15 protein-coding genes are annotated in these 25,540 nt (G+C 39.5%); 11 read left to right on the forward strand and 4 right to left on the reverse strand.

Annotated features, from left to right (window positions below):
• Window positions 1-14 precede the first annotated feature (14 nt).
• From xylA to QOL76_RS12135, 9 genes are all read left to right on the forward strand, one after another.
• A complete protein-coding gene (xylA, locus tag QOL76_RS12095) occupies window positions 15-1,328 on the forward strand; it encodes a xylose isomerase (RefSeq protein ID WP_283413226.1) in 1,314 nt (437 codons plus the stop codon).
• A gap of 151 nt (window positions 1,329-1,479) precedes the next feature.
• A complete protein-coding gene (locus tag QOL76_RS12100) occupies window positions 1,480-5,589 on the forward strand; it encodes a hybrid sensor histidine kinase/response regulator transcription factor (protein ID WP_283413227.1) in 4,110 nt (1,369 codons plus the stop codon).
• 228 nt (window positions 5,590-5,817) lie between these two features.
• Window positions 5,818-6,816 (forward strand): glycoside hydrolase family 5 protein, encoded by a 999-nt coding sequence (locus QOL76_RS12105; protein WP_283413228.1) that lies wholly within the window; start codon window positions 5,818-5,820, stop codon window positions 6,814-6,816.
• 430 nt (window positions 6,817-7,246) lie between these two features.
• Window positions 7,247-10,405 carry a SusC/RagA family TonB-linked outer membrane protein gene (locus QOL76_RS12110; protein WP_283413229.1) on the forward strand — a complete coding sequence of 1,053 codons (3,159 nt, stop codon included), beginning with the start codon at window positions 7,247-7,249 and terminating at the stop codon, window positions 10,403-10,405.
• A gap of 18 nt (window positions 10,406-10,423) precedes the next feature.
• Window positions 10,424-12,088: a RagB/SusD family nutrient uptake outer membrane protein gene (locus QOL76_RS12115; protein ID WP_283413230.1), complete on the forward strand. Its 1,665-nt coding sequence runs from the start codon at window positions 10,424-10,426 to the stop codon at window positions 12,086-12,088.
• Window positions 12,089-12,178: 90 nt separating this feature from the next.
• Window positions 12,179-13,387 (forward strand): glycan-binding surface protein, encoded by a 1,209-nt coding sequence (locus QOL76_RS12120; RefSeq protein WP_283413231.1) that lies wholly within the window; start codon window positions 12,179-12,181, stop codon window positions 13,385-13,387.
• 288 nt (window positions 13,388-13,675) lie between these two features.
• Window positions 13,676-17,014, forward strand: a complete 3,339-nt coding sequence (locus tag QOL76_RS12125; RefSeq protein ID WP_283413232.1) for a VCBS repeat-containing protein — start codon at window positions 13,676-13,678, stop codon at window positions 17,012-17,014.
• A gap of 8 nt (window positions 17,015-17,022) precedes the next feature.
• Window positions 17,023-18,807, forward strand: a complete 1,785-nt coding sequence (locus QOL76_RS12130; RefSeq protein WP_283413233.1) for a glycoside hydrolase family 9 protein — start codon at window positions 17,023-17,025, stop codon at window positions 18,805-18,807.
• A gap of 96 nt (window positions 18,808-18,903) precedes the next feature.
• Window positions 18,904-20,805: a sialate O-acetylesterase gene (locus tag QOL76_RS12135; RefSeq protein WP_283413234.1), complete on the forward strand. Its 1,902-nt coding sequence runs from the start codon at window positions 18,904-18,906 to the stop codon at window positions 20,803-20,805.
• 45 nt (window positions 20,806-20,850) lie between these two features.
• Here the strand turns inward: QOL76_RS12135 and QOL76_RS12140 are convergent, their stop codons facing one another.
• A complete protein-coding gene (locus tag QOL76_RS12140; RefSeq protein ID WP_283413235.1) occupies window positions 20,851-21,918 on the reverse strand; it encodes an alpha/beta hydrolase in 1,068 nt (355 codons plus the stop codon).
• Window positions 21,919-21,922: 4 nt separating this feature from the next.
• Window positions 21,923-22,510, reverse strand: a complete 588-nt coding sequence (locus tag QOL76_RS12145) for a hypothetical protein (RefSeq protein WP_283413236.1) — start codon at window positions 22,508-22,510, stop codon at window positions 21,923-21,925.
• A gap of 284 nt (window positions 22,511-22,794) precedes the next feature.
• On the opposite strand from QOL76_RS12145, the gene QOL76_RS12150 reads away from it, so the two are divergent.
• A complete protein-coding gene (locus QOL76_RS12150; RefSeq protein ID WP_283413237.1) occupies window positions 22,795-23,364 on the forward strand; it encodes a hypothetical protein in 570 nt (189 codons plus the stop codon).
• Between the two features lie 314 nt (window positions 23,365-23,678).
• Here the strand turns inward: QOL76_RS12150 and QOL76_RS12155 are convergent, their stop codons facing one another.
• Both QOL76_RS12155 and QOL76_RS12160 read right to left on the reverse strand, forming a co-directional pair.
• Window positions 23,679-23,996, reverse strand: a complete 318-nt coding sequence (locus QOL76_RS12155; protein ID WP_283413238.1) for an antibiotic biosynthesis monooxygenase family protein — start codon at window positions 23,994-23,996, stop codon at window positions 23,679-23,681.
• A gap of 188 nt (window positions 23,997-24,184) precedes the next feature.
• Window positions 24,185-24,322 (reverse strand): hypothetical protein, encoded by a 138-nt coding sequence (locus tag QOL76_RS12160; RefSeq protein ID WP_283413239.1) that lies wholly within the window; start codon window positions 24,320-24,322, stop codon window positions 24,185-24,187.
• 219 nt (window positions 24,323-24,541) lie between these two features.
• Between QOL76_RS12160 and QOL76_RS12165 the strand changes: the two genes are divergently transcribed.
• Complete coding sequence (locus QOL76_RS12165) at window positions 24,542-25,456, forward strand: DUF4097 family beta strand repeat-containing protein (RefSeq protein ID WP_283413240.1); 915 nt, start codon at window positions 24,542-24,544, stop codon at window positions 25,454-25,456.
• Window positions 25,457-25,540 lie beyond the last annotated feature (84 nt).

Raw genomic sequence — 25,540 nt, forward strand, 5'->3', positions numbered from 1 at the left:
AAACCAAAGTAAAAATGTCAAAAACTTATTTCTCTTCAATCGATAAAATCCCTTTTGAGGGTAAGGAAAGCGATAATCCGTTGGCTTTTAGATTTTACGATGAGAACCGTATCATCGCAGGCAAAACGATGAAGGAGCACTTCAAATTTGCTATTGCCTATTGGCATTCCTTCTGTGGAACGGGTGGAGATCCATTTGGCCCAGGGACTATCGTTCACCCTTGGGATGCTGCTGCAGACCCAATTCAGCGAGCAAAGGACAAAATGGATGCTGCTTTTGAATTTATCACAAAAATAGGAGCTCCTTATTATTGCTTCCACGATATCGATTTGATCGATGAAGGGCCTAGTCTTGCAGAATATGAGAAAAGAATGCAAATCATCACTGAATATGCGAAGCAAAAGCAGGCAGAAACTGGGGTGAAATTGCTATGGGGAACTGCAAACGTATTCAGCAATCCTCGATACATGAACGGTGCTTCTACTAACCCTGATTTCAATGTCGTGTCATGGGCAGGCACACAAGTGAAAAATGCCATTGATGCAACTATAGCGCTGAATGGTGAAAACTATGTGTTCTGGGGAGGTCGTGAAGGCTACATGTCTTTGCTAAATACAGATATGAAGCGTGAGACTGAACATCTTGCTCAATTTCTAACCATGTCTCGTGATTACGCGAGAAAGAACGGCTTTAAAGGAACTTTCTTCATTGAGCCTAAGCCAATGGAGCCTACTAAGCACCAATACGATTACGATGCTGCAACTGTGATTGGATTTTTGAGACAGCATGGTCTGGATAAAGACTTCAAATTGAATATTGAAGTAAACCATGCCACCCTTGCAGGTCATACCTTCCAACACGAGCTTCAAGTTTGTGCCGATGCAGGAATGCTAGGAAGTATTGATGCCAACAGAGGTGATTATCAAAATGGTTGGGATACTGATCAGTTTGCTATGAACTTACAGGAGATGACAGAAGCAATGCTTGTATTGTTAACTTCAGCTGGTATTCAAGGTGGCGGAGTGAATTTCGATGCCAAAATCAGGAGAAACTCTACAGATATGGACGATCTTTTCTTGGCACACATCGGAAGTATGGATGCATTTGCCAGGGGAATGTTGATTGCTCAGGATATCTTGGAAAAGTCAGATTACTTAGAAAGAAGAAAGAACCGTTATGCTAGTTTCGATTCTGGTAAAGGTAAGTCCTTCGAAACAGGACAACTTACTCTTGAAGATTTGAGAAATTATGCAGCAGAAGTAGGGGAGCCAATCCAGACAAGTGGAAAGCAAGAATACTTTGAAAATCTATTAAATAGATTCATCTAAGCTTCTTTTTTTAAAATTTTGTAAAAGTCCGGTTGATTTCATTCAATCGGACTTTTTTGCTAAAAAAAATAACCTAGGATTGTGAATTTTAGTTAGCGGAGTAAGATTTTACTTTTTAAACTCATAATTTGGATGACTAAGTTTGTCGTGTATGAAAGGAATTGTGGTATTTGGAATTGCGTGTTTATTTATGCTTTGGGCAGGACCTGTTTCTGCTCAGGATGAAGTTGAGAAGCTCGTTTTTAGAAACCTGGATGAAAACCTAGGACTATCAAATTCAAATATTCTCAGCATTATCAGAGATGCAAACGGAATGATGTGGTATGGCACTGCGTATGGTTTGTACAGATATGATGGTACGCGAACCAAAGTTTTTTTAAATACAAAAGATTCTACCTCTATTTCTCATAATAATATCCATAGGCTGTTCGTAGGCCCTAATGACAAGCTATGGATCAAAAATGTAAACGGTATTTTTGATATTTATAATCCTGAAAATGAGCAATTTTCAAGGGGTGTGAAAGTTTTTTCATCGGTTTATCATTTAGCATCGGACTCAGTTGGGATGCTGATGAAAGATCGCCAAAATAGATTTTGGTTTACCCATCCATCAAAAGGCATCAGTATATATGACCAAGATTCAGGGAAAACTGTTTATGTGCAAAAAAGTAATGAAATCGGCAGCCTATTCTCAAATCAAATAGTTGCTGTAGGAGAAGCTCCGGATGGTCTTATTTGGGTGGTTCACCAAACTGGAGTAATAGATTTGCTAGATCCCAACCGGCTGATTGTTACTAAAACACTGAAACTTCCGAAGGATGAAATCCCAACTGTTGCTAATTATGAAATGACGATTGACTCAGATGGAGATGCTTGGATTTATGACCCTGATCGGGATTTGGGTGTTTTTAGAGTTGATGGTTTTACACATGAAGTGCAGGTGAACCAAGAGGATAGAGGGAATTATCGGTTGAATAATAACATGGTAAAATCGGTGGTTGAAGCCAAGAAAGGTCAAATTTGGCTTGGTACAGATCATGGAGGTATTAATGTGATTGATAAATCTAGTCGCAAAGTGAAGTATTTAACAGGTGAGAACGCCTTGGATAATACCATGCCTCATAATGTGATTTATTCTTTATATAAAGATAATGAAGATATTATTTGGGTAGGAACTCATAAAAAAGGTGTTGCCTACTACCATCAGGGATTACTGCGCTTTTCTCACGTCCGAAAAAATTTTTCTGACCTGAATTCTCTTCCTTTCAATGATGTCAACGCCTTTGCAGAAGACAGCTTAGGCAACTTATATATTGGGACTAATGGAGGTGGTCTCTACTATCATGATAGGAAATCAAACACTTATAAGCATTATAAACATGATCCTGAATCTAAAAACAGTCTGATAGGTGATGTAATAGTTGATTTGATGATAGATAGGGAGGGAGTTCTTTGGATAGGGACTTATCTAAATGGCTTGGGTAGCTTCGATGGAAAGGAATTTAAAAACTATCAGTATCAACCGGATAAACAAGCAGGCATTCCTGGGCCAAGTATTTGGAAGCTTTTCGAAGATAGTACTGGCAAAATCTGGATTGGAACTCTGCGTTCAGGTATTTCTATGCTGGATAAAGAAAGAAAGGTTTTTCACAACTACCCAGCTGGTAGCGCTCCTTTTTACCCTAATAATCAGTATATCACTGGTTTTGCCGAAGACAAATCAGGGAATATTTGGATTTCGGGTGGGAGTGGGATTAATGTGCTGAACTATGAAACTGGAGAAAATGGGTTTTATTCAGAAACTGAAGGAAATGGATTAGTAGACTCTAATACCACCGATTTATTTATGGACAAGGAGGGTGTGCTTTGGGTAACTAGCATGACTGGACTCTATTATTTTAATACTTCGGATAGCTCGTTTGTTCATTATGGAGAAGAAGAAGGCTTGCCCACTTCCTATCTTGTAGATTTATTAGAGGACGATGATCACAACTTCTGGATCAGTTCTCAGATGGGGCTGATTTTTGCCGAGATTAATAGAAATGTTGAACCATATTCCATCACATTTCAGAATTTTGACCAAAAAGATGGTCTTCAAGCGGCTTTGTTCAACAAAAATTCAGCAATAAGAACCAGTAAGGATGAATTTATTTTTGGTGGACCAAATGGGTATAACATCTTCAAGTCTGAAAATTTCGCTTTTGAACGGAATAATCCTGCTGTAGTTTTTACAGATTTCCAGCTGTTCAATGAAGAAGTCAAAGTGGGGGACATCTTAAGCAATAGAGTGCTTTTGCCAAAATCTCTGGAGAATATGGACAGACTAGTGCTTAGGCATGATGAGAATATATTTTCTATTGGTTTTAGTGCATTGAATTTCCTTTATCCTGAAAAGAATAAGTACCGCTACAAATTGATTGGGTTTAATGACGATTGGATTTATCTAAACGATGATCTGGCGAAAGTCACGTTCACCAACCTAGATCCTGGGAATTATACCCTTGTAGTGCAGCCAGGGACCGTTTTGGATGGCTGGAGTTTGCATGAATACAAATTAGATATAAAAATTCTGGCGCCTTTTTGGAAGACACCTATTGCGTATTTCTTATACTTTATAGTCATTGTTGCCATAATTTTCTATTTCAGAAATCAACTTATATCAAGGCAACGGGAGAAATTTGATAGGGAACAGGCGATGCAGGAAGCCAAAAGAGTACAGGATTTGGATCGATTGAAAACTAAGTTTTTCACCAATCTGAGTCATGAATTCAGGACACCACTTTCCTTGATTTTGACCCCAACCGAACACCTCATTTCGGAGACTGATGATATAGGGTTGCTAGGTCAGTATAAAATCATTCAGCGTAATGCTAGGCGTTTGCTTAAGTTGATAAACCAGCTATTGGATGTTAAAAATGTTGAGAAAGGTGGACTAGTTTTTCATCCTTCAGAAGGGGATATAGTTCAGTTTATCAAGGAATGTGTAGCCGATTTTCATGAATTGTCTGAAAATAAACATATCCACCTGAGCTTTGAGACAAATAAAAATAGTCAGCAAGCTATTTTTGACCCGGATAAGCTGGAGAAAATCATCTTCAATTTGCTATCAAATGCGTTCAAATTCACGCCAGAAGATGGTGGGATCACTGTTACTTTAGAACTTCAACAGGAGAATGAAGAATTGGCGATTTTGAATTTATCAGTTTCGGATACTGGAATAGGGATTTCCCTAGAAGATCAACATAAGATCTTCGACAGATTCTATACTACGGAGGGGCACAAGCAGCAACTCAACCAAGGGAGTGGTATTGGTTTGTCTCTAGTTCAGGATTTCGCCAGGACGATGAATGGTGAAATCCGAGTAGAGAGCGAACCTGGTTTGGGCTCCGTATTCACCTTGAGTATTCCTATTAACCTGATTATCCAAGAAAATTGGGAGGAAGTAGAGGACGACGATCACGTGATTGAAAGAGCCAATCAAAAAGATTTGATCCTGATAGCGGAAGATCATGTGGAATTTAGGAATTATCTTAAAGAATGTCTTTCGGACTCCTATCAGGTTCTTACCGCTACTAATGGGGCTCAAGGCTGGGATTTGGCACAGCAGCATATACCAGATTTGATCATTTCTGATGTGATGATGCCTCAGATGGATGGCAAGGAGTTTTGTCAAAAAGTAAAAACTGACATTAAAACCTCTCATATCCCTGTAATCTTGCTCACAGCTAAAAAATCCGAGGAAACGATGGTTCAGGGATTAGATAGTGGCTGTAATCTTTATCTGACGAAACCTTTTAATCTTGAAGTATTGCAGCTAAGTATCAAGAACCTTTTACGGGAGCGAAATATCATCCAGGAACAAAACAGGAATAAAATTCAGATCAATGCATCAGAGGTAAACGTAACTTCTCTTGACGATCAATTAATTCTAAAGGCGGTTGCATTGGTAGAAAAGTACATGGAAGACCCTCAGCTATCTGTAGAATTCCTTAGTAAGGAATTGGGAATGAGTAGGGTGCATTTGTACAAAAAACTGCAATCCATCACTGGGAAGAGTCCTATAGAATTTATCAGGCTCATCCGCTTAAAACGCGCTTCTCAATTACTTGCTAAAAGTCAACTGAATGTTTCTGAGATTGCATATATGGTTGGGTATAATAATGCGAAATATTTTGCAAAGCATTTTAAGGCTGAGTTTTCAATTCTTCCATCAGAATATGCTGCCCGTCAGCAGGAAATAACTACTGAACAATCACAATAAGCTAACTTATCCCTAGTAAAACCTGCCTCGGGGCTATTTTTTTCAGAATTAGGTTTACACAAAGTTGAATTGAATCTATTTATTGCTGATTCAATTTCGACCAGAGGGGATGCTGGAAAGCGCAAAATTCAATTCACTTAACGATCATTACCCATATTGGTAACAATCAATACCCATGTTTGAATATAGGTAGGTGTATAATTGGACATCAATTAACAACCCTAACTAATGAAAAAACTCCTAATTATAGCAGGATTGATTTTATCATCTTGCACAGAAGCGTCAGCGCCTGACCCAGTTCCGACGCCTCCAGTTTCTAACCCAGATCCAACGGGCGAAGTCAAATTTTTTGGACAGCTTAAAGTGACTGATGGCAAATTAACAGACGCTAGTGGATCAGCAGTGATGCTTCGGGGGGTAAGCTTTGGATGGCATAATTGGTGGCCAAGATTTTATAATGCTTCAGCTGTAAAGTGGCTGAAAAGCGACTGGAATACCAATTTGGTGAGAGCAGCAATGGGAGTGGACCCTGCTGGTGCCTATCTGGAAAACCCTGAGTTTGCCCTTCAAAAAATAAAAGCTGTAGTAGAGGCTGCCATTGCAGAGGACATCTATGTGATCATTGATTGGCATAGTCATGACTTGTATCCTGAGCAGGCTAAGGATTTTTTTGCAGAAATGGCGCAAACCTATGGCGAAAATCCCCACGTGATTTATGAGCTTTTCAATGAGCCGGATTATGAAACCTGGGCCGAAGTGAAAGCTTACAGTGAAGAGATTATTACTGAAATCAGGAAATATGATCCAGATAATTTGATTTTGGTAGGATCTCCTACCTGGAGTCAGGATATACATTTGGTAGCAGAAAACCCCATTCAAAATCAGGAAAATCTTATGTATGTTCTTCATTTCTATGCTGCGACGCACAAGGACTATTTGAGAGACCGTGCGGAGAAAGCCTTTCAGGCAGGTCTTCCAATTTTCGTGTCTGAGTGTGCAGGCATGGAAGCTACCGGTGATGGACCTATTGATGCAGCCTCTTGGGCGAATTGGTTGAATTGGATGGAAAGTAGAAAAATTTCCTGGGCAGCCTGGTCCATAGCTGATAAAGATGAGACTTGTTCCATGTTACTACCAGTAGCTTCCTCAGAAGGAGAGTGGAAAGAATCTCAAATAAAGCCTTGGGGGGCTGTGGTTAGAAATGCACTTAAAAAGAATTTGGAATAGACTAGAGATAGACAGAAATAAAATAAATCTCTTTGATCTAATTTTTCAGCCATTGAAACTGAAGATAATAGCCTAAAAACCTTGATTTCAATCGATTTCATAAGGGTTAACATTTGATACCCCTAATAAAAACATTTGAATACCCTATGCAGAGATAAGTCAAACTACATTTATTCGGATCAAAAAAATAAACCCAAAAACCTGATCTAATTTCTCATCTATTGAATTTTTCAAAATTCAATTCGTACTGGATAGTTAAGTTCAGTATTAGGAATTCATCTCAGTTTTTGGTGTTTGTAGCTAAGATTTTTAAACAAAACCCAAACTGAATGAAGCATATCAATCTATTACAACCTTCACAATTTGCCTTGGGAATACCTTTTCCCGCTCAAAACCTATATACCAATTTCTTACAATTAAACCCCTCATGATGAAAAAACTATTACCGATTTGGCTCATGCTTCTGGTAGGTGTAGTTCAGGCTCAAGTTACGGTCACTGGTACCGTAAAATCTGAAGCTGATGGACTTGCTTTACCAGGTGTAACAGTGCTGGTGAAAGGAACCACCACTGGTGTAGCAACTGAAGTTGATGGAACGTATGCAATTACGGCTCCTTCTTCACAATCTGTCCTTGTCTATAGCTTTATTGGCTATAAGTCTCAGGAAGTAGTAGTAGGTAACCAATCTACAATAAACATTACCCTGGAAGAAGATATGGCTTCTCTGGATGAAGTTGTGGTAGTAGGTTATGGTACTATGAAAAAACGTGATATGTCAAGTGCACAGGTTTCTGTGACTTCTGAAGATATAGAGCGTACGGTCAATACAACCATAGAGCAAGCCCTTCAAGGTCGAGCTGCCGGTGTGTATGTCACTCAAAATACAGGTGCTCCTGGAGGAGGGATATCAGTAAATATTAGGGGTATCAACTCCATCAGTGGAACTAATCAGCCTTTGTATGTAATCGATGGTGTACAGATTCAGCCTTCTGCTGTTTCTTATGGTAATACCTCATCTACAAATCCTTTGGCAGGTTTGAATCCAAGTGATATAGAATCAATGGAAGTTCTTCAAGGTCCTTCAGCAACAGCAATCTATGGTTCTAGAGGTACAAACGGTGTGATTATGATTACTACAAAACGTGGTAAATCTGGCGAAACCAAAATCTCTTACAACTACCTATATACGCTACAGGATAAGCCTGAGAATCTAGAGGTGATGTCATTGAGTCAATATGCAACTATGACTAATGATATTCGCGAAATAACAGGTGGTGAACCACCTGCGGCATTCCTAGACCCTTCAATTTTAGGTGAAGGAACTAACTGGCAAGATGCGCTCTTCAAAACTGCGCCCTTGAATAAGCATAATATCACCCTAACTGGTGGTGATGAAAAAACCCAGTTTTTCATCTCCGGTGAATACTTCAATCAGGAAGGTGTCGCGATAGGATCTTCATTTGATCGTTATTCTATCAGAACGAATATCGACAACCAGACAAGAAAATGGTTGAAGCTTGGTTTAAACCTTCAGCTTTTCCACACGGATGAGCAATTGGCAACCGGTAGCTCTGATGTGATTAACAATGCGATCCAAATGGCTCCAAATGTACCAGTTACCAATCCTGATGGATCTTGGGGTGGTGCGGATCCTGTCAATGGATCTAGCTTGCAGTTTACGCCAGCTAACCCGATCGCTTTGGCTAACCTTTTGGATAGAAGTTACAAAAGAAGAGGCGCTCAGGGTGGTTTCAATGTTGAGATTGATATAGTGAAAGGTTTGAAGTTCAGAACTATGGTGAACACAAACATCAACTATAATAACGGACACTTCTTTACACCTACCTACACATTGGGTGTAGTGACTAATGATACAAATACACTTTCTCAGGAATCCAGCAATAGCTTTTACTGGAACTGGAATCAGATGTTGACTTACAGCGCAGTTTGGGGCAAGCATGCCTTAGACGTGATGGCATCTCACGAAGCACAAGAATCTCAGTACGAGTTTATGAATGCGGGTAGAGTAAACTTCCCGTCAAATGATCTGCAGGAACTGGGTCTTGGTTCAGCTCAAGGTGCTACCAATAGTGGTGGAGCCAGTCACTGGGCTATGGAATCTTACTTTGCGAGAGCAAATTATACCTTCAATGAAAAGTATATCTTATTAGGTGCATTCAGAGCAGATGGATCTGCGAATTTCGGCCCTGAGAATCGTTGGGGTTATTTCCCTTCTGTATCCGCAGCATGGAGAGTTTCTGAAGAAAGCTTCTTGCAGAATGCTACATGGATGGATGAATTGAAAATTAGATTCGAAACAGGTCTTACAGGTAACCAAGGTGATGCGGGTGCTATTTTCGCCCCTCTAAGCTCTCCAAGTATTCCTACTCCTTGGGGAGGTGGATTCCTGGTTTCCAGATTCGGTAATCCAAACTTGAAATGGGAAGAAACTTCTACAGTGAACTTGGGTTTCAACTTGAACATGTTCAACAATAGAATCCAAGTTGAAGGTGATTTCTACTTGAAGAAAACTGATAACCTGCTTTTGCCTAATCCACTACCTTGGTACATGGGTACTTCGGCTGAAGGAAGTATAGGTACGCCAACAGTTAACATTGGGGCCTTGGAAAACAGAGGTTACGGTATCACGATCAACACGATCAATATCGATAATAGAGCAAGTGGATTCTCATGGAGTTCCAATTACAACTTCTCAGGATTCCAGACTGAAGTAACCAAATTCTTCTCTGAATCTGCTTTTATCGATCGTACAGCGTGGTGGTTAAATAATTTTACAGCTAGAGCGCAGCCTGGTTTTGCACCTTGGTTATTCTACGGATATCAAGCTGATGGCTTGTTCCAAACTATTGAGGAAGTAGAATCTTCTCCAAGACCAGTAGACAACTCTGGAAATCCTATTCAAGTAGATCAGAATAACGGTATCTATGTAGGTGATATTAAGTACAAGGATCTGAATGACGATGGAGTAATTGATGAGCGTGACCAGACTTTCATCGGTAATCCTTGGCCAAAATTCACCTTTGGTATGACTCAGCAATTCACCTACAAAGGATTCGCACTTGATGTATTGTTTACAGGAGCACTTGGAGTAGATATCTATAACTATAACAGATTCCTGAACATCAACCCAAACAATGTAAACTTGGGTAGAAACATGCTGTTGGAAACCTACGATTATGCAAGAATTGAAATGGATCAATCAGGTAATCCTTTTATTGCCAATGCAGGAACAGAAGTGCCAAGAATTACCGGTACAGACCTCAATGGTAACGGAACTAGAATCTCAGATAAGTTTGTAGAAGATGGTTCCTATGTAAGGATTAAAAATATCAACCTTTCTTATGTGGTTCCTAATGAATTGTTAGGAAAACAAAATATTGTTAGAGGTCTTAAAGTAGCCTTCGGTGTCCAAAATGCATACACATTTACCAAATACAAAGGATATGACCCAGAGGTAGGTGCTTCAGTAGGTAATAACGTGTCAGCAGGTAACCAATTGATCGGTGTTGACTACGGTAGATACCCACAAACCAGAATGTATACCTTCAGCTTAGGTGTTGACTTCTAATCCAAAAATCATAAACAAATGAAAACAAACACGAAATTCCATAAAATAGTCCTTGGAGCTACTTTGCTACTTGGAGGAATGGTGGGCTGTTCAGAAGATTTCTTGGATAGACCCCCATTGGACGCAATCGTAGATGCTAACTTCTATAAAACGGACGATCAAATTTTAGCAGCTTCTGCGCCATTATATAACATTGTATGGTTTGCCTACAATGATAAAGCCAGCCATGGTATTGGTGACGCGAGAGGTGGTACACTTACCTCAGGATCGTACCAGCTAGAAAATGTGCGATTCAATACGACTGGTGAAACTGCCGAAAACGGTGCCTCATGGAGAGCTTTCTATAATGTAGTAGCTCAGTCCAACTCATTAATAAATAACATTGATGCTTTCGTAGGTGAAAATGTGACAGAGCGAATCAAAAATCATGGTATCGCAGAAGGTAGATTCATGAGAGGATTGGCTTATTCTTACCTGGTACAGAACTGGGGTCCAGTTCCGATCATTACGAATAATACGACTCTTCTACAGGATACTACAATCGCAAGAAATACTGAGGAGTCTGTATGGCAATTCATCATCAATGACTTCCGCTATGCAGTGGAAAATCTGCCAGAGAGTCCCGTTCAAACTGGACGTTTGACTAAATGGTCCGCTGAAGGTATGCTGGCAAAAATGTACTTAACCAAAGCAGGTGTTGGGGGAACGAGAAACCAGTCAGACCTTGATTCTGCTGCTTACTTCGCTAAGCGAGTGATCGATAATTCAGGAGCTTCATTGCTTGAAAACTATGAGGACCTGTTCAAAACGGCAAACAATAACAATGTAGAGACACTTGCAGCCTTACAATGGACCTACAATGCAGGTCAAGCTGGCGCATGGGGAGCACAAAATTCGGTACAGGCTTTCTTAGCTTTCGGTTCTGAAATCACCGGTTTCGGTGACGGATGGGGAGGAGATATCGGAGCTTCCAAATGGATGCTAGATCTATACGATGATTTGGTGTTTGACGAAAGAAGAAAAGGAACCTTCATGTTCCCTGGTGATCATTATTCATACATTACTCAAGTACCTCCTGGAGGTTCTGCGCAAGAGCTGAGAGTTCCTGCTAGAGGTTCAGAAGGTGGCAGAGATTATAATTCTCGTGCATGGGTAAAGAAATATGTGGTTGGACGTCCTGAGGATAACGCAGGCAAAGTTGTTCAGCAAGGCACAGAGATCAACACCTACATTTTGAGGCTGGCAGATGTTTACTTGACTTATGCTGAAGCTATTTTGGGGAAAAACCCTGCAGAAGCCCTTAAATATGTGAACATGGTAAGAGCAAGAGCTGGTGTGAGCCCGCTTACATCTGTGACATGGCAAGATGTATTTGAGGAGCGAATCAAAGAATTTGCAATGGAAGGTCAAGCATGGTATGAATTTACCAAATTGCACTATTATGATCCAGCAAAGGCTTACGATATCCTTTCTAACCAAGATAGAGGAACATTCAGAGTCTATGCCGACAAAATTCCGGATCCTACTCTTTGGGAAATTGAAATTCCGGACAGCGATACCTCTCCAAGATATTTTGATGTAAACGCATCGAATTTCTTAATTCCAATTCCCTCAGCAGAATTGTCTAGAGCTCCAAACTTGAGAAAGCCTGCTGTACCGTATGATTTCTCAGCAGAAAATTAATTTGTGGACTTACATTGAAATGCTAAACATATGAAAATATTTAATAATATAAGATCCTCACACTCAGTGCTAGTAGCCTCAGCGCTACTTATGGTACTTGCACTTGGTGCATGTACTGAGGAGGATGAAATTAATGTTGGACCTCCAACTATTGAGCGGGTTAGAAATACAGATCCAACCACAGCAGATAGTGCATTTACCTCTGCTACCTTAGGAAGTACCTTGGCAATTTTGGGAAATAATCTATTGGGTACCCAGCAAGTGTATCTGAATGACTACCCACTGGGTGTGAATACTGCTTACGTCACTAATAATACTGTGATCGTAACGGTAGGCGACTCAGTACCAACTGTAGCTACTAATCCAAATGTCCCAAATACATTGCGATTGGTGAATAAGGCTGGTGAAGCGATTATGGAATTCCAAACACTTCCTCCAGCACCTCAGATCACACAGGTTAAAAATCAGTACGTAAAAGCAGGGGATGACTTGACTCTATTTGGCAGATATTTCTACTTCGTGGATACAGTTTATTTCCCAGGTGAAGACGCTTTTGTGACTACTGGTATCACTACCAACGCTGCAGGGTCTTCCCTAACAGTCAAAGTTCCTGATAATTTGGACTTTTCAGAAGGACAAACCATTAGAGTGGTAACTAAGTCAGGAGGTTCAGCAACCAATAGAAATACGCAGATTTATGCTGACAGAGGAATGGTTGCCGACTTTGATACCAATGGCGCATTAGAATGGCCTTGGAATTGGGGATGGGGTATATCCGGTGAGATGATTCTGCCTTCTCAGCCAGGTATTTCCGGTTTAGACGGAAATTTCGGAGGAATGAATCAGGCATTTCCGGCAAATTATGGATGGAATAATGACAAGGTAATCAATCTTACAAATTGGGGCGGTGTACAAATTTTCCCTGAAGGTGAAGGTTATGAACCAAGTACCCCAGCTACTAATTATGATATTCGTTTTGAGGTAGCAATCAATACCACAGCCTCTATAGCTGGTTTGGAGATGCAAATCTGGTATCCAGATAGCCAAGGCAATGAATTGAGCTATAACATTCCTTTAAGCGATTTTATTAAAACTACTGATGGTAGCTGGCATACTTTGTCTGCTAATATGACTCGATTAACAAATGGATCTACTCGATTGAATACCTATGGTGACTTCTTGAAAGGAGACGGTGGTGGAGTTAAGCAGTTGAGATTGGTAGTTATCAATACCACTTCAAATGATATTCAAGCAGTATTAGGAGTGGATAATGTTCGAGTGGTTAGAGCAGTAAATTAAATAGTATAGCATAAGAGGTTTATTAATTCAATCTCCGGGGCAGAGTGTTCTGTCTCGGAGTTTTTACTAAAACCTAGATAGTCTCTTTAACCGCAGAGAATGCCAATATTTCGCAGAGAGCGCAGCTAATTAAATCCTCTTTTGTTGCAGTGAAAAAATGGGCTATAGATCGAGAATGACCTAGGCAGCTTCAAAAGCTTTCTAAATGATCACGAGCGATAGAACTCCACAGGAAAGGGTAATTCGGTCAACTTTCATCTGTCTTCCCGCCCGATGAACAAAGAAATTATGAGCACTTTCCCCATTATGGGAAATTACAAAATCAATAAATCACTGAGCTTGATCCCCCAACTCAAATTTAGAAAGAATACACTAGTAAAATCACTCCAAGTCATGGCACTGGGAGCACTATTTTTCATTTTCTCCTGTCAGGATAAAAAGGAGGAAAATCCACATACACTTTTTGAATTGGTAAGTTCTGATTCTACTAAACTTGCTTTTACTAATCAGATCAAAGAAACTGAGGTAGCTAATATCCTTACCTACCAATATTTTTACAATGGAGGCGGAGTAGCAATAGGGGATCTTAACAATGATGGCCTTGAAGATCTTTACTTCACAGCCAATCAAGGTGAAAATAAGCTTTTTTTGAATCAGGGTAACCTGAAATTCCGGGATATTACCTTGGCAACCGGTACAGCTGGCAGAGCTAATGCCTGGACTACTGGCACAGCGATAGTTGATATCAACGGAGATGGCCTAAAAGATATTTATCTCTGCTATTCTGGCGATTTATCAGATGATCAGCGAAGAAATCAATTGTTTGTCAATCAGGGATTAGACAAGCAAGGAATTCCGTTTTTTAAAGAAATGGCTGCTGACTATGGATTGGATGATCCGGGGTTCAGTACCGCAGCATACTTTTCAGACTTAGACCAGGATGGGGATTTGGACATGCTCCTTCTCAATCATAATCCGAGATTATTCAGTAATCTCAATATCAATGCGTTCGAAACCATGCTGAATTCGGCAGATTCGATGAGCAGCACCAAGATTTTCAAGAATGAAGGTGGGATTTTTAGAAATATCACCAAAGAATCGGGATTAACAGAAACGGGCTTGAGCTACGGGTTAGGTGCTTCGATCGCAGATTTCAACGGAGACGGCTATCCTGATATTTATCTTGGAAATGATTACTCAGCTCCGGATTATCTCTACATCAATCAAGGAGATGGTACTTTTATCAATAGAGTGAAGGAGGCTATCGGTCATACCAGTCTTTATACGATGGGAGTGGATGCAGCCGATATCAATCGCGATGGGAAATTGGATCTGATCAGTTTGGACATGCTTCCAGAGGATAACTCAAGACAGAAATTACTTTTCACTCCTGAAAACTACGAACACTATAACCTCTTCCTAAAGGCAGGTTTGCATCATCAGCTGATGCGAAATATGTTACAGCTGAACAATGGCGATGGAACATTCTCTGAGATTGGTCAATTGGCAGGAATAAGTGCTACAGATTGGAGCTGGGCGCCATTATTCGCAGATTTTGACAACGATGGTTTTACGGATCTTTTCGTCAGCAATGGGTTTTTAAAGGATTTTACCAATCTGGATTTTATCAACTATAGAAATGAATACCTGCAAAATGAAAAGGTTTCTGCTGCAGGGATCAACGCGCTGATAGAGAAAATGCCCGCGACCAAGGTTGGAAATTATGCCTTCAAAAATGTCAACGGAATTCAGTTTGAGAATCAATCTAAAAGTTGGGGACTAGATGTCCCGGGAAATTCGAACGGAGCCGTTTATGCAGATTTAGACCAAGATGGGGATTTGGATTTGGTAATTAATAATCTTAATGAACCAGCCCAAGTTTTCAAAAATATGACTTCTGAGCGTTCTAAATCCAATTTTCTTCAAATCAAACTCAAAGGTCTTGAAGGAAATCAGGATGGAATTGGTGCTCGCGTAACAGTCTATCAAAATGGAATTATCAACTATCAAGAGCAGCAGATATACAAAGGCTACCAAGGAAATGTAAGTTCCATCTTGCACTTCGGTTTGGGCAATGCGAAAGTAGATTCAATCGAAGTACGATGGAAAAACAGCAAAATCAACAGGATAAAGTATGCCGACATCAATCAAATTCTGGAAGTTTCTGAAGCTGATGCCGAAATAGAATATAGAATTGAAGCTAAAACAGAACCCTATTTTATTGCATTGGGGGAGTTTTTGATTGATAAAAAAGTAACTCTTCCGAATGATTACAAGCGGCAAAGCCAGTTGCTCTATAGCCTTTCAGAAAACAAAGTTTCTATGCTTTCAGCGGATTTGAATGGTGATGGTATAGAGGAAATAATTGTATCTGATGGATCATCGATCAAATCCTATCCAAGAGAGGCTGCGGGATACAAGGAGAAATTTGAATTGCTTTATTCATCTGAAAACCCAACCATTACTTCAATGGTGGCATTGGATGCAGATGGAGATTCTGATCTGGACTTATATGTCGCCATAGGCGGATACTTTGATTTGACAGAAGGGGACGAAAGGCAGAAGGATGTGCTTTTGATTAATATGGGAAATGGCGTTTTTACCGAATCCCCTTTCGACTTTGGTACATTTCCCACTGAGTTTGTCTCGACTTGGGATGCCAATGGAGATGGATTGGAGGATCTCTTTGTAGGTGCAGGATATTCACCTGGAAGATGGCCAGAATCAGTTTCTAGCCAAATATGGATCAAAAAAGGCGATGGTACTTTCTCACCGATTTCACTCGGTTCTATTTCCAGAGTCAAGGCTTCCCAAACCTATGACCTAGATCAGGACGGGCTTGATGAGCTGATTGTTGCATCTGAGTTTGATAGAATCCGAATTCTGAATCTTAAAGAAGGGAAAGTTGTAGATCGCTCGGAAGAGTTTTTACCCGGTGGAAAAACAGGACTTTGGTCTGCTATTTTGATTCAGGATCTGGATGGAGATGGAAGTCCTGAAATGATCGCTGGAAATTGGGGTTTGAATTCCAGATTGCAAACTGACGAAAATAATCCAGTTCGGATCTATTTTGAAGATTTTGACAATAATGGATCAGTTGATCCCCTGATGACTTTTCCGGTGATGGGAGAGGAGTTCCCTTTCTTTTCCAGAGATGAATTAGCTGCCCAAATGTACAAAAAGAAGGCCATGTTCCCTTCTCACGAGTCATTTTCCAAAGCTAGAATCCAGGATATTCTTACTGCTGATGAGCTAGAAAAAGCCAACAAAGTGGAAGCTCAAAATTTGGAAACGAAGATGTTTACTTTGACGAATGGGCAATTCGACGAAATAGCTTTACCCGCTATAGTTCAATCATCTCCTATTCAGGCAGTAAATGCATTGAAAAAAGGTGCTGGATATGATTTGATATTTCTGGGAAATCAATTGGAAGCAAGATTGAAAATCGGAAGAATCGATGCAAACCCTGGATGGGTTTTGAGGAAAAGTGAAGATGGGGAATGGAAAGTTTTAAAACGAGAGAACAATGGGATGGATTTGAAATCAAATGTCTCCAGTTCTTTGAATTTTGATAATACACTCTGGGTTGGGATTCCCAATAAAGGAGCTTTTAGATATCTATTTTAATTGAATCAATGAGTAATAATATTTTATGTATCAGTAATTTAAGAAAAAGGAATGCTACTGCGGCAGCATTATTTTTCTTGATCGTTATTATAGGATGCAAAGCTCCAATGATTGATGAAAGTCTACCTGTGGATGAAGCTATTCGTCTCAATCAGATTGGCTTCTACCCAAATCAACAAAAATTGGCTGTGATCTTAAACCATGAAGACGTGGAAGATTTTGTGATATGGGACACGGCCGGAAAAAACATTGTATTTGAAGGAAAGCTAGCTCAGACTATTAAACAATCATTTTCCGGAAACAACGCTAGAATTGCTGACTTCTCTGCATTTACTGAGGTTGGAAATTATACGCTAGTTTTAAACGGCGTGGGAAAATCTTACTCATTTCAGATCCATCCTCAAATCAACCAAGAACTAGGAAAAGCTAGTATAAAGGCATTTTACTTTCAAAGGGCAGGTTTGGAATTGGACCAGAGTCAAGCCGGTATTTGGGCTAGACCGCTGGGACATCCTGATGATCAGGTGATGATTCATCCTTCAGCTGCTTCCGGTTCTAGAAAGCCTGGAGATTTGTTTTCATCTCCAAAGGGATGGTATGATGCCGGAGATTACAACAAATATGTAGTGAACTCAGGAATTACAGTAGGAACCCTGTTGTCCCTTTATGAGGATTATCCAACTTATTTTGATAAACTCGAGTTGAATATTCCAGAATCAGGGGATCAAATTCCAGATTTGCTGGATGAAATTCGCTGGAATATGGAATGGATGCTTTCAATGCAGGATCCTGCAGATGGGGGAGTTTATCATAAGCTAACTACAGCCAAGTTTGAAGGAATGGTTGAACCTCATTTGGCAGTTTCCCAGCGTTATTTTGTTGCCAAAAGTACCACCGCGACTCTGGATTTTGCAGCAGTGATGGCTCAAGCTTCACGTATTTACAAGGCCTATTTTCCTGAAGAATCAGTGATGTATTTGAAAGCAGCAGAGAAAGCTTGGAGTTGGGCAAAAGCGAATCCGGATGTCCTCTACAAGCAAAATGAATTGAATGAAGCTTTTGATCCAGATGTAGTCACTGGTGCATATGGGGATAATAGTAGCGGTGACGAATGGATATGGGCTGCATCCGAGCTTTTTATTACCACTCATAATTTAACCTATTGGGAAGAGTTGGCTAATGCTGATCAAAGTTTCAAACTTCCATCCTGGAACCAAGTGGCTTGGTTAGGTTATTACTCACTACTTAGGCATCAAGACCACATTACTTTACTGCCACAAGAATGGATAGCAATGCTAAAAATAAACCTGCTCGCTGCTGCTAGAGAGCAAATTGAAGGGACAGAGGAAACGGCTTTCAACACTCCCATGGAAACCGATTCTAAGAATTTTATATGGGGTTCTAATGCAGTTGCGGCTAATCAAGGAATCCTATTGATAAGTGCTTTTAAGCAAAGCAATGAGCGCATATTTCTTGAAAAGGCATTAGATAATCTGGATTATATCCTTGGCAGAAATGCTACTGGATATTCCTATGTTACAGGTTTTGGAACGAAATCTCCCATGCACCCGCACCATCGATTAGCCACTTCCCGACCTGATCTACCTCCTTTGCCTGGTTTTATGGTGGGAGGCCCAAATCCACGGCAACAAGATGGGTGTAATTATACCAGTTCCTTTCCAGATGAATCTTATACAGATGAGAGTTGCAGCTATGCGTCAAATGAAATTGCAATTAATTGGAATGCTCCATTTGCTTATTTAGCCAATTCATTGGAAGCGATTAATCAATAAATTCTAGTAGAACGTGTTACGCTCCTTTATAAAGGGTATTATGTTTAGATGTTTCAGATTTTTTAGGCATTTTTCCATTAGAATTAATAAAAATCTATGAAACATACCTGGAAATTATTAACCCTTCTGATTTTATTTTCATGTGAGTATTCAAAATTTGAATCGGAAGTTACCTTGCCTAGGCTGTTTGGCGATGGCATGGTTTTACAACGGCAAGAGGCCATTTCTGTTTGGGGGAAGGGTATTCCAGGAGAAAATGTCCGTGTAAGTTTGGCTGGAGCAATTACAAGTGGAACTGTAGAAGCTGATAGTACCTGGTTGTTGCAATTGCCGGAATTGGTTGCAGGAGGACCTTTTGTTCTTGAGGTTAATCGTCAGAAAATCAACGATGTATATATTGGTGATGTCTGGGTAGCTGGAGGTCAATCCAATATGGAATGGCGATTAAAGTCTCAGGTAATTGGTGCTGAAAAAGAATTTGCAGAAGGTGGAAACCAAGAGATCCGATTTTTTAAAGTTCCTAACTCATATAGTGCTGAGAAACTGGATGATGTAGTGGGAGGAGAATGGAAAATCGCTGATTCAGTGAATATGAAGGATTTTTCGGCTGTAGCTTGGTTTTTTGCGAAGCGAAATAATCAAGAAATGAAAGTGCCTGTAGGAATCATAGAATCCAATTGGGGAGGTACACCTGTAGAAGGCTGGACAGATGCTGAGATATTAGTTGAGATGGAAGGTTCCTTTCTGGCTCAGGCAAAAGAAGTGGTAGAAAATAGAGATGCTTGGGTTTCAAAGCTGCAGGTGAATGAGATGAATCAGCATTTGCGGGACTCTATGGTGAGCAACCCCGATACACTTGCGGCTAGGAATGTTTCCTCTACAGATTATGATGATTCAAGTTGGAGAAAAATAAACTTGCCTGATGCCAATCCACTGCAGCATATAGCTTGGGTTCGTAAGAAATTCAATCTTAAGGCAACGGATGAGGTAAGCTTACATATTCCCACCATAGACCAAATGGCTTATGTGTATCTGAATGGGAAGTTGCTCAAATACAAAGACTGGGGAGTCTCATTGCCGGAAATAGCAATTCCTTCAGAAATGCTGCTAAAGGGTAGCAATGTGTTAACTATTCGAGCTATAAATACTTGGAATAATCAGCCTAGAATAGGTCAAAAAGGCGAAATGTATCTGTTAGAATCGGGCAACAAAGTATCTCTGGAAGGAACTTGGGCCTATTCAAATTCAATTGTAGAGCCTCATCTACCAAAAGTTGAATTTTTTAATTGGATGCCTGGAATGATGTACAATGCGATGATTGCACCCATTGCTAAATACTCGATTAAAGGTGCGATTTGGTATCAAGGCGAAAGCAATGCAGGTCGTCATGAGGAATATAAAGAGCTATTTTCTACAATGATAACCAATTGGAGAAGGGATTGGGGGTTAGGAGATTTCCCTTTCTTGTTTGTTCAACTGGCAAATTTCATGGAGAGAAAAGATGTACAGCCTGATAGTAATTGGGCGTTTTTAAGGGAGGCTCAGGCCCAAACTTTGGAATTGCCAAATACGGGAATGGCTACAATTATTGACATAGGGGAAGCTGAAGATATACATCCTAAAAATAAAAAAGACGTAGGGGAACGACTTTGGCTCCAAGCCAAAAAAGTTGCTTTTAAAGAGAAGAACCTTGCTTCCGGACCCCAATTTGATTCTCTATCTAGACAAGGCAATGAATTATTAGTCAAATTTAAATCTATAGGCGAAGGTTTGAAATTAACTGAAGGAGAAGAAGTGAAAGGTTTTATTGTAGGTAAAGATAATGGTGATTTTCAACAGGTTTCCGCCATGATTTCTGATAAGTCATCTGTAAGAATAATGATACCTGAAGGAATGGAAGTTGGTGAAATTCGCTACGCTTGGGCGGACAACCCGGAAGTAAATCTTACAAATAATTTAGGTCTTCCCACTGAGCCGTTCAGAGCAAAGTTTGAATAAAGGAAACGAAAAAGACCAAGTTTACAGCTTGGTCTTTTTTGTTATTTATTCAATTTTTCCCATCGAATCCTGAATTTTCAGAAGATCATCAATTTTCTCCTGATACTCCGGTTTAGCTGGGATTTTCACCACATTTTCTAAGAAGTCAATTGTACTAAAAAGAACTCCTTCCCAGTCACCAGAGGTAATAGAACTACCTATTACATGGTCTGCTGCATTTGGGAATGCTTTCTTTCTTTTCATTTCAGATGGGGTACTGAGTTGATCATACATTTCCAGCATTTTTGGCACCGAGACCACATCATCCTGGTTTTCCTTATTTTCGTAATAATAAGCTAGAAACAAGGGCTGTTTAATTTTACTGAAGGTGCTTTCATTCATATTACTGTATAGGATGATTGCCAGACTTTCGTAAATATTCATGTGGTAATCTTCAGACCAATACATCGCTTTTTCACCTTCTCTATCCTGATGAATTATTTTATTTTTCATCATTGTCCATTGCATTAATTTTTGCATCCATGGAGAGAAAAATGCAGAAAGCTTTTCACCATAATCCCTAACAGCCGGAGAATATACTGCTACTGCCTTGATATCAGGTTGTTGACTAGCCAAGAGTAAAGTCAATGCGCCTCCCATGGAGGTTCCCACTACTATTACCTCATCTCCGAGACTCTTTCCGATTTGGTATGCCTCACCGGCAGCATTTGCCAACGCCTGTGCACTTACATATTCTAATCCATTCTCTCTTCTTATGCCATGATCTGGAAGCCTTGTTACAAATAGATTGGCACCAAAATGTGCTGCTAAAAACCTGTGTACTGGATCTCCTTCCATTGGACTGGCCCCAAAACCATGGATATATACAATGGAATACGGAGTCTTGTGCTTATTCAAACTATCTGCCCAGACGATATAGGCTTCATTACCAGGTTTTAGGCCAATGACTGTGTCTTCCCGCTGGTTGACGTAGTCTTGCAATTCTGTTAAGCGAGTAGGAACCTGCGGATAATCTATAGTTAATTCTTGATCCTGAAGCTTAGGACCCAGCATGTAAACAATGGCAAGTACCATTGCTGCGGCAAAAAAGCCAAGTAGGATTTTTCTAAGCATAAAATCAGTTAGTTAAAAGTACTGGAGAGGTGGATTCTAAGATTTTAGCTGAGCCATCTTTAAGAATTAAAACCGTTTTGGTTTTCAATTGACTTTTATTGCTAGGCTGGAGATCGACTTTGAGCTTATACTGACCCGTAGTTCCGGTAAAATTCTTTAATTCAGAAATTTTAATATCCTCGTGTGTGCTTACTAAATTAGATATATCTGTTCCTGCTTCTTTCCCTCCATAGGGCGCAAGCAATTCTATTCTAATGCCTGTTATATTTTGAAAATTTAAATTGGGAGCGCAGGAAAGAGCATACGCCATTCCCGGAAAACTCGCGCTAGTTGGAGCTTCAGATACTACTTCCCAATTAATTCTAAGGTAAACCTTGAAGTCTTTAAAATTCACTGTATCAGACTCCGTAGCGGACGCACTATTTTGGGAAGGTTCATAATATAAAGATATATCCCTTGCATTTACCTTACTTGAACCACCACATTCACCAAAAGGGTTGATTTCGGGATCATCAACACATGCTACAAAAACCATCAGCACCATATAGGCAGAAACCATCGCTACAGTCAAATTCAGTTTTTTTGTATTCATACTAGTAATCTTTTGTCAGGATAATAATTTTCAATACGAATATCAGCTTTTCTGCCAGAAAGCAGGCAAGGACAATTTTGATTGTTAAACATATTTGTTTTAGCAGCTTAGAAATTAGGACATCCTGCAAAATAAGCCGTGAATCTCTGCTGACTGGCCTCATTGCGAATAATCATAATTTTCAATATTTAAAAACTAATAAAACAGTAAAATATAATCAAATCTAAACATCTATTTAGAGCAAATAGCGTTTATTCGTATTAATATATCTTAAACAAACATTTATGAAACATTTGATCCTAGGATTGCTATTGCTGATAAGTACTCAAGTAGTACATGCACAAGAGAGCGAACCCAAATTGGCAACTCAGTCAATTTATATGGAATTGGGTGGACCAGGACTTCCATATAGTTTTAACTATGATTTCCGATTTGATAAAACTAGAATTGACTCTTGGGGAATGCGAGTAGGCTTTGGAGGATATGCTGTGGATGGAGATTCATTTTTTTCTCTTCCAGTAATGGTGAATAAGCTTTACGGAAAAGGAAACCATTTTTTTGAAATGGGTTTTGGAGCCACTTTTTTGGCATTCAATAATCAAAATTACTACTACGAGAGTTGCTATTATGACGGTAATGGAAATTATGTCTGCGACTCCTATTCAGAAAGTGGTTACACCAGTTTTATTCTTGATATAGATAGCTCTCCTTCAATTATGGGCGTGATGAATTTTGGCTATAGAAGAGTTCCTACTGATGGCGGTTTTATGTGGAAAATAAACTTGAATCCTATATTTAATAACAATGGGTTTTGGCCTCTATTTGCAGGGGTTGGACTCGGATATGCCTTTTAAACAAACTACTTGAGCTAAATACGTTTATAAGTATATCCGCTTTTGTTCCAGTATGAAGTCAATAGCAAAAAAGGATAGCTTAAACTTAAGAATTGAGGCCAGTTCAGCCTGTCCCGCCAGTGCTGGAGTCATCGGTCTTCCGACCTGATAAGCAAAGAATTTAAAGTGACTGGCATCTTTGCGGATAATCAAATAAGCTTAATTCTAAAATAGGCTTAGGGTAAAAAATCCTAAGCCTATTTTAGTAAATAAGATCCTGACTTATTTTTACTAAAGTAATTGAAAATCAGTTCAGTTCAATTGTGAATTGAACTTCAAAGGGAGAAGTCGTAATCCCGTTCTACCAAGCAAATTCTTGTTTTATATGCTGAATACCATTTTTCTCTTCCCATTCTTTGAGCAAGGAGATGGTCGGTTTGCTGTTTCCAATTTCTAATGGCATCTAAGTTAGACCAGTAACTGACAGTAATTCCTAATCCATCTCTAACACTTTCATGGCCAAGGTAGCCTATTTGAGCTTCAGCTAAGCGCAACATTTCTGCAGCAGTTTCTTCGTAACCATCTTCAATTTCTGTTCGAATATTTGAAAATATAACCGCGTAGTAGGGAGGGGCTGGAGTTGTAGCTATCATTTTTTTAATAGTTCAATAAGGGTAAATGTAAAGTAAGCTGTCCTTACTATATCTGCTTGAGATGAGTTAAGGTTCAATTTCAAATATTTCAGATTAAAGATCATTGAAATAAGGTTCTAATTTTCAATACTATGTAAATCCGTTTTTCTTATTCTTAGGTGGCAAAGGCAATATAAGATATGTTAAACTTAAGAACTATGGCCATTTCTGCCTGTCCCGCCACTGCGGGAGTCTTCGGTCACTAATTCTGAGCGAAGCCGAAGTACCGGTCTTCCAACATGGTAAGCAAAAAATCTAAGGTGACTGGCATCAGTGCGGATAATCATATTCTATAATATGGTTAATGTGGTTTTTGGCTTTACAAAGGAAATGGATAGATAAACTCCAATGGTCAATTGATCTAAATCAAGGAATATTTTATTTAGAAACCTGAAATTCAGCTCGGCGTACTATGGTATGCAAGCAGACTAGTTAATTTATATTTCCAACAGTTAATTCTGAAATGCTATCTGTTTATGAGAACAAAACAAAGTAAATTTCGATTAGTGGCAATTGCACTAGTGAGTACTACAATTGCCTCTTTGACGTCTTGTGATACTAACCTTGAGTTGGTGCAGTCAATCAATGAAGAGTTCACCGAGGTGAATTCAATAGAAATAGAATCATCCTTTTTGGATGTATCCTATATAGGAAATCCTGATATGGAGTCTGTACAGCTAATTGGGGCTTTGGAATCCAGTAAAGCTGGAAATTTTGCGATCGAATACAGAGTGGATCAGAATACGCTGATCATAGAAGTAGTAAGACATGGAATCGGAGGCGGAAACAGCCGCGGATATATTAATCTAACGGGACCTCAACATATGAATATGAATTTGGAGGCAGGTTCAGGAAATATTCAAATTCATCAAGTGACTGCTCAGAAATTTGAATTCGATGGAGGTTCTGGAAATATTGAACTAGGTGATATCAAAGCACCGCTTTTGGAATTGAAATTAAGTTCAGGTAAGATTAATGCTTATGATCTCATTGGAGATGTTGAGTTGGAAATTTCTTCTGGGAATGCAAGTATTTCCAATCTAGAAGGAGATTTGAATGCAGTAGGATCAAGTGGGAAGTTTAACTTCAAATTGATTAGTGGAAAGGTTAATAGTTCTTTAAACTCAGGAAATGGAATTTTGAACGGAGTTCAGGAGCTAGGCAAATTGAAGATTTCCTCAGGAAATTATACTGTTAACAATTCTTACTTTGGTTCAAATACTCAATTTGAAGGATCTTCTGGAAATTTTGACATACAGACAAATTCCGATTTGAGCGATTTTAACTTTGATCTTAAAACCTCCAGTGGAAATATTAGAGTTGGAGGTAGTAATTCTTCTGGCAGTTTGAAGATAGATAACGGGTCTCCTTATACCGTGTCAGGTGTTGTTTCAAGTGGCAACATTAAAATAGGGAACTAGTGAAAAGTTGTTTTCACATCACCCAGAAACCCGGCTAAGGCCGGGTTTTTTGTTCAGGTAATTGCCGGATTTTTCAGAGTAAGG

Source organism: Algoriphagus winogradskyi, assembly GCF_900182815.1.
Taxonomy (GTDB): domain Bacteria; phylum Bacteroidota; class Bacteroidia; order Cytophagales; family Cyclobacteriaceae; genus Algoriphagus; species Algoriphagus winogradskyi.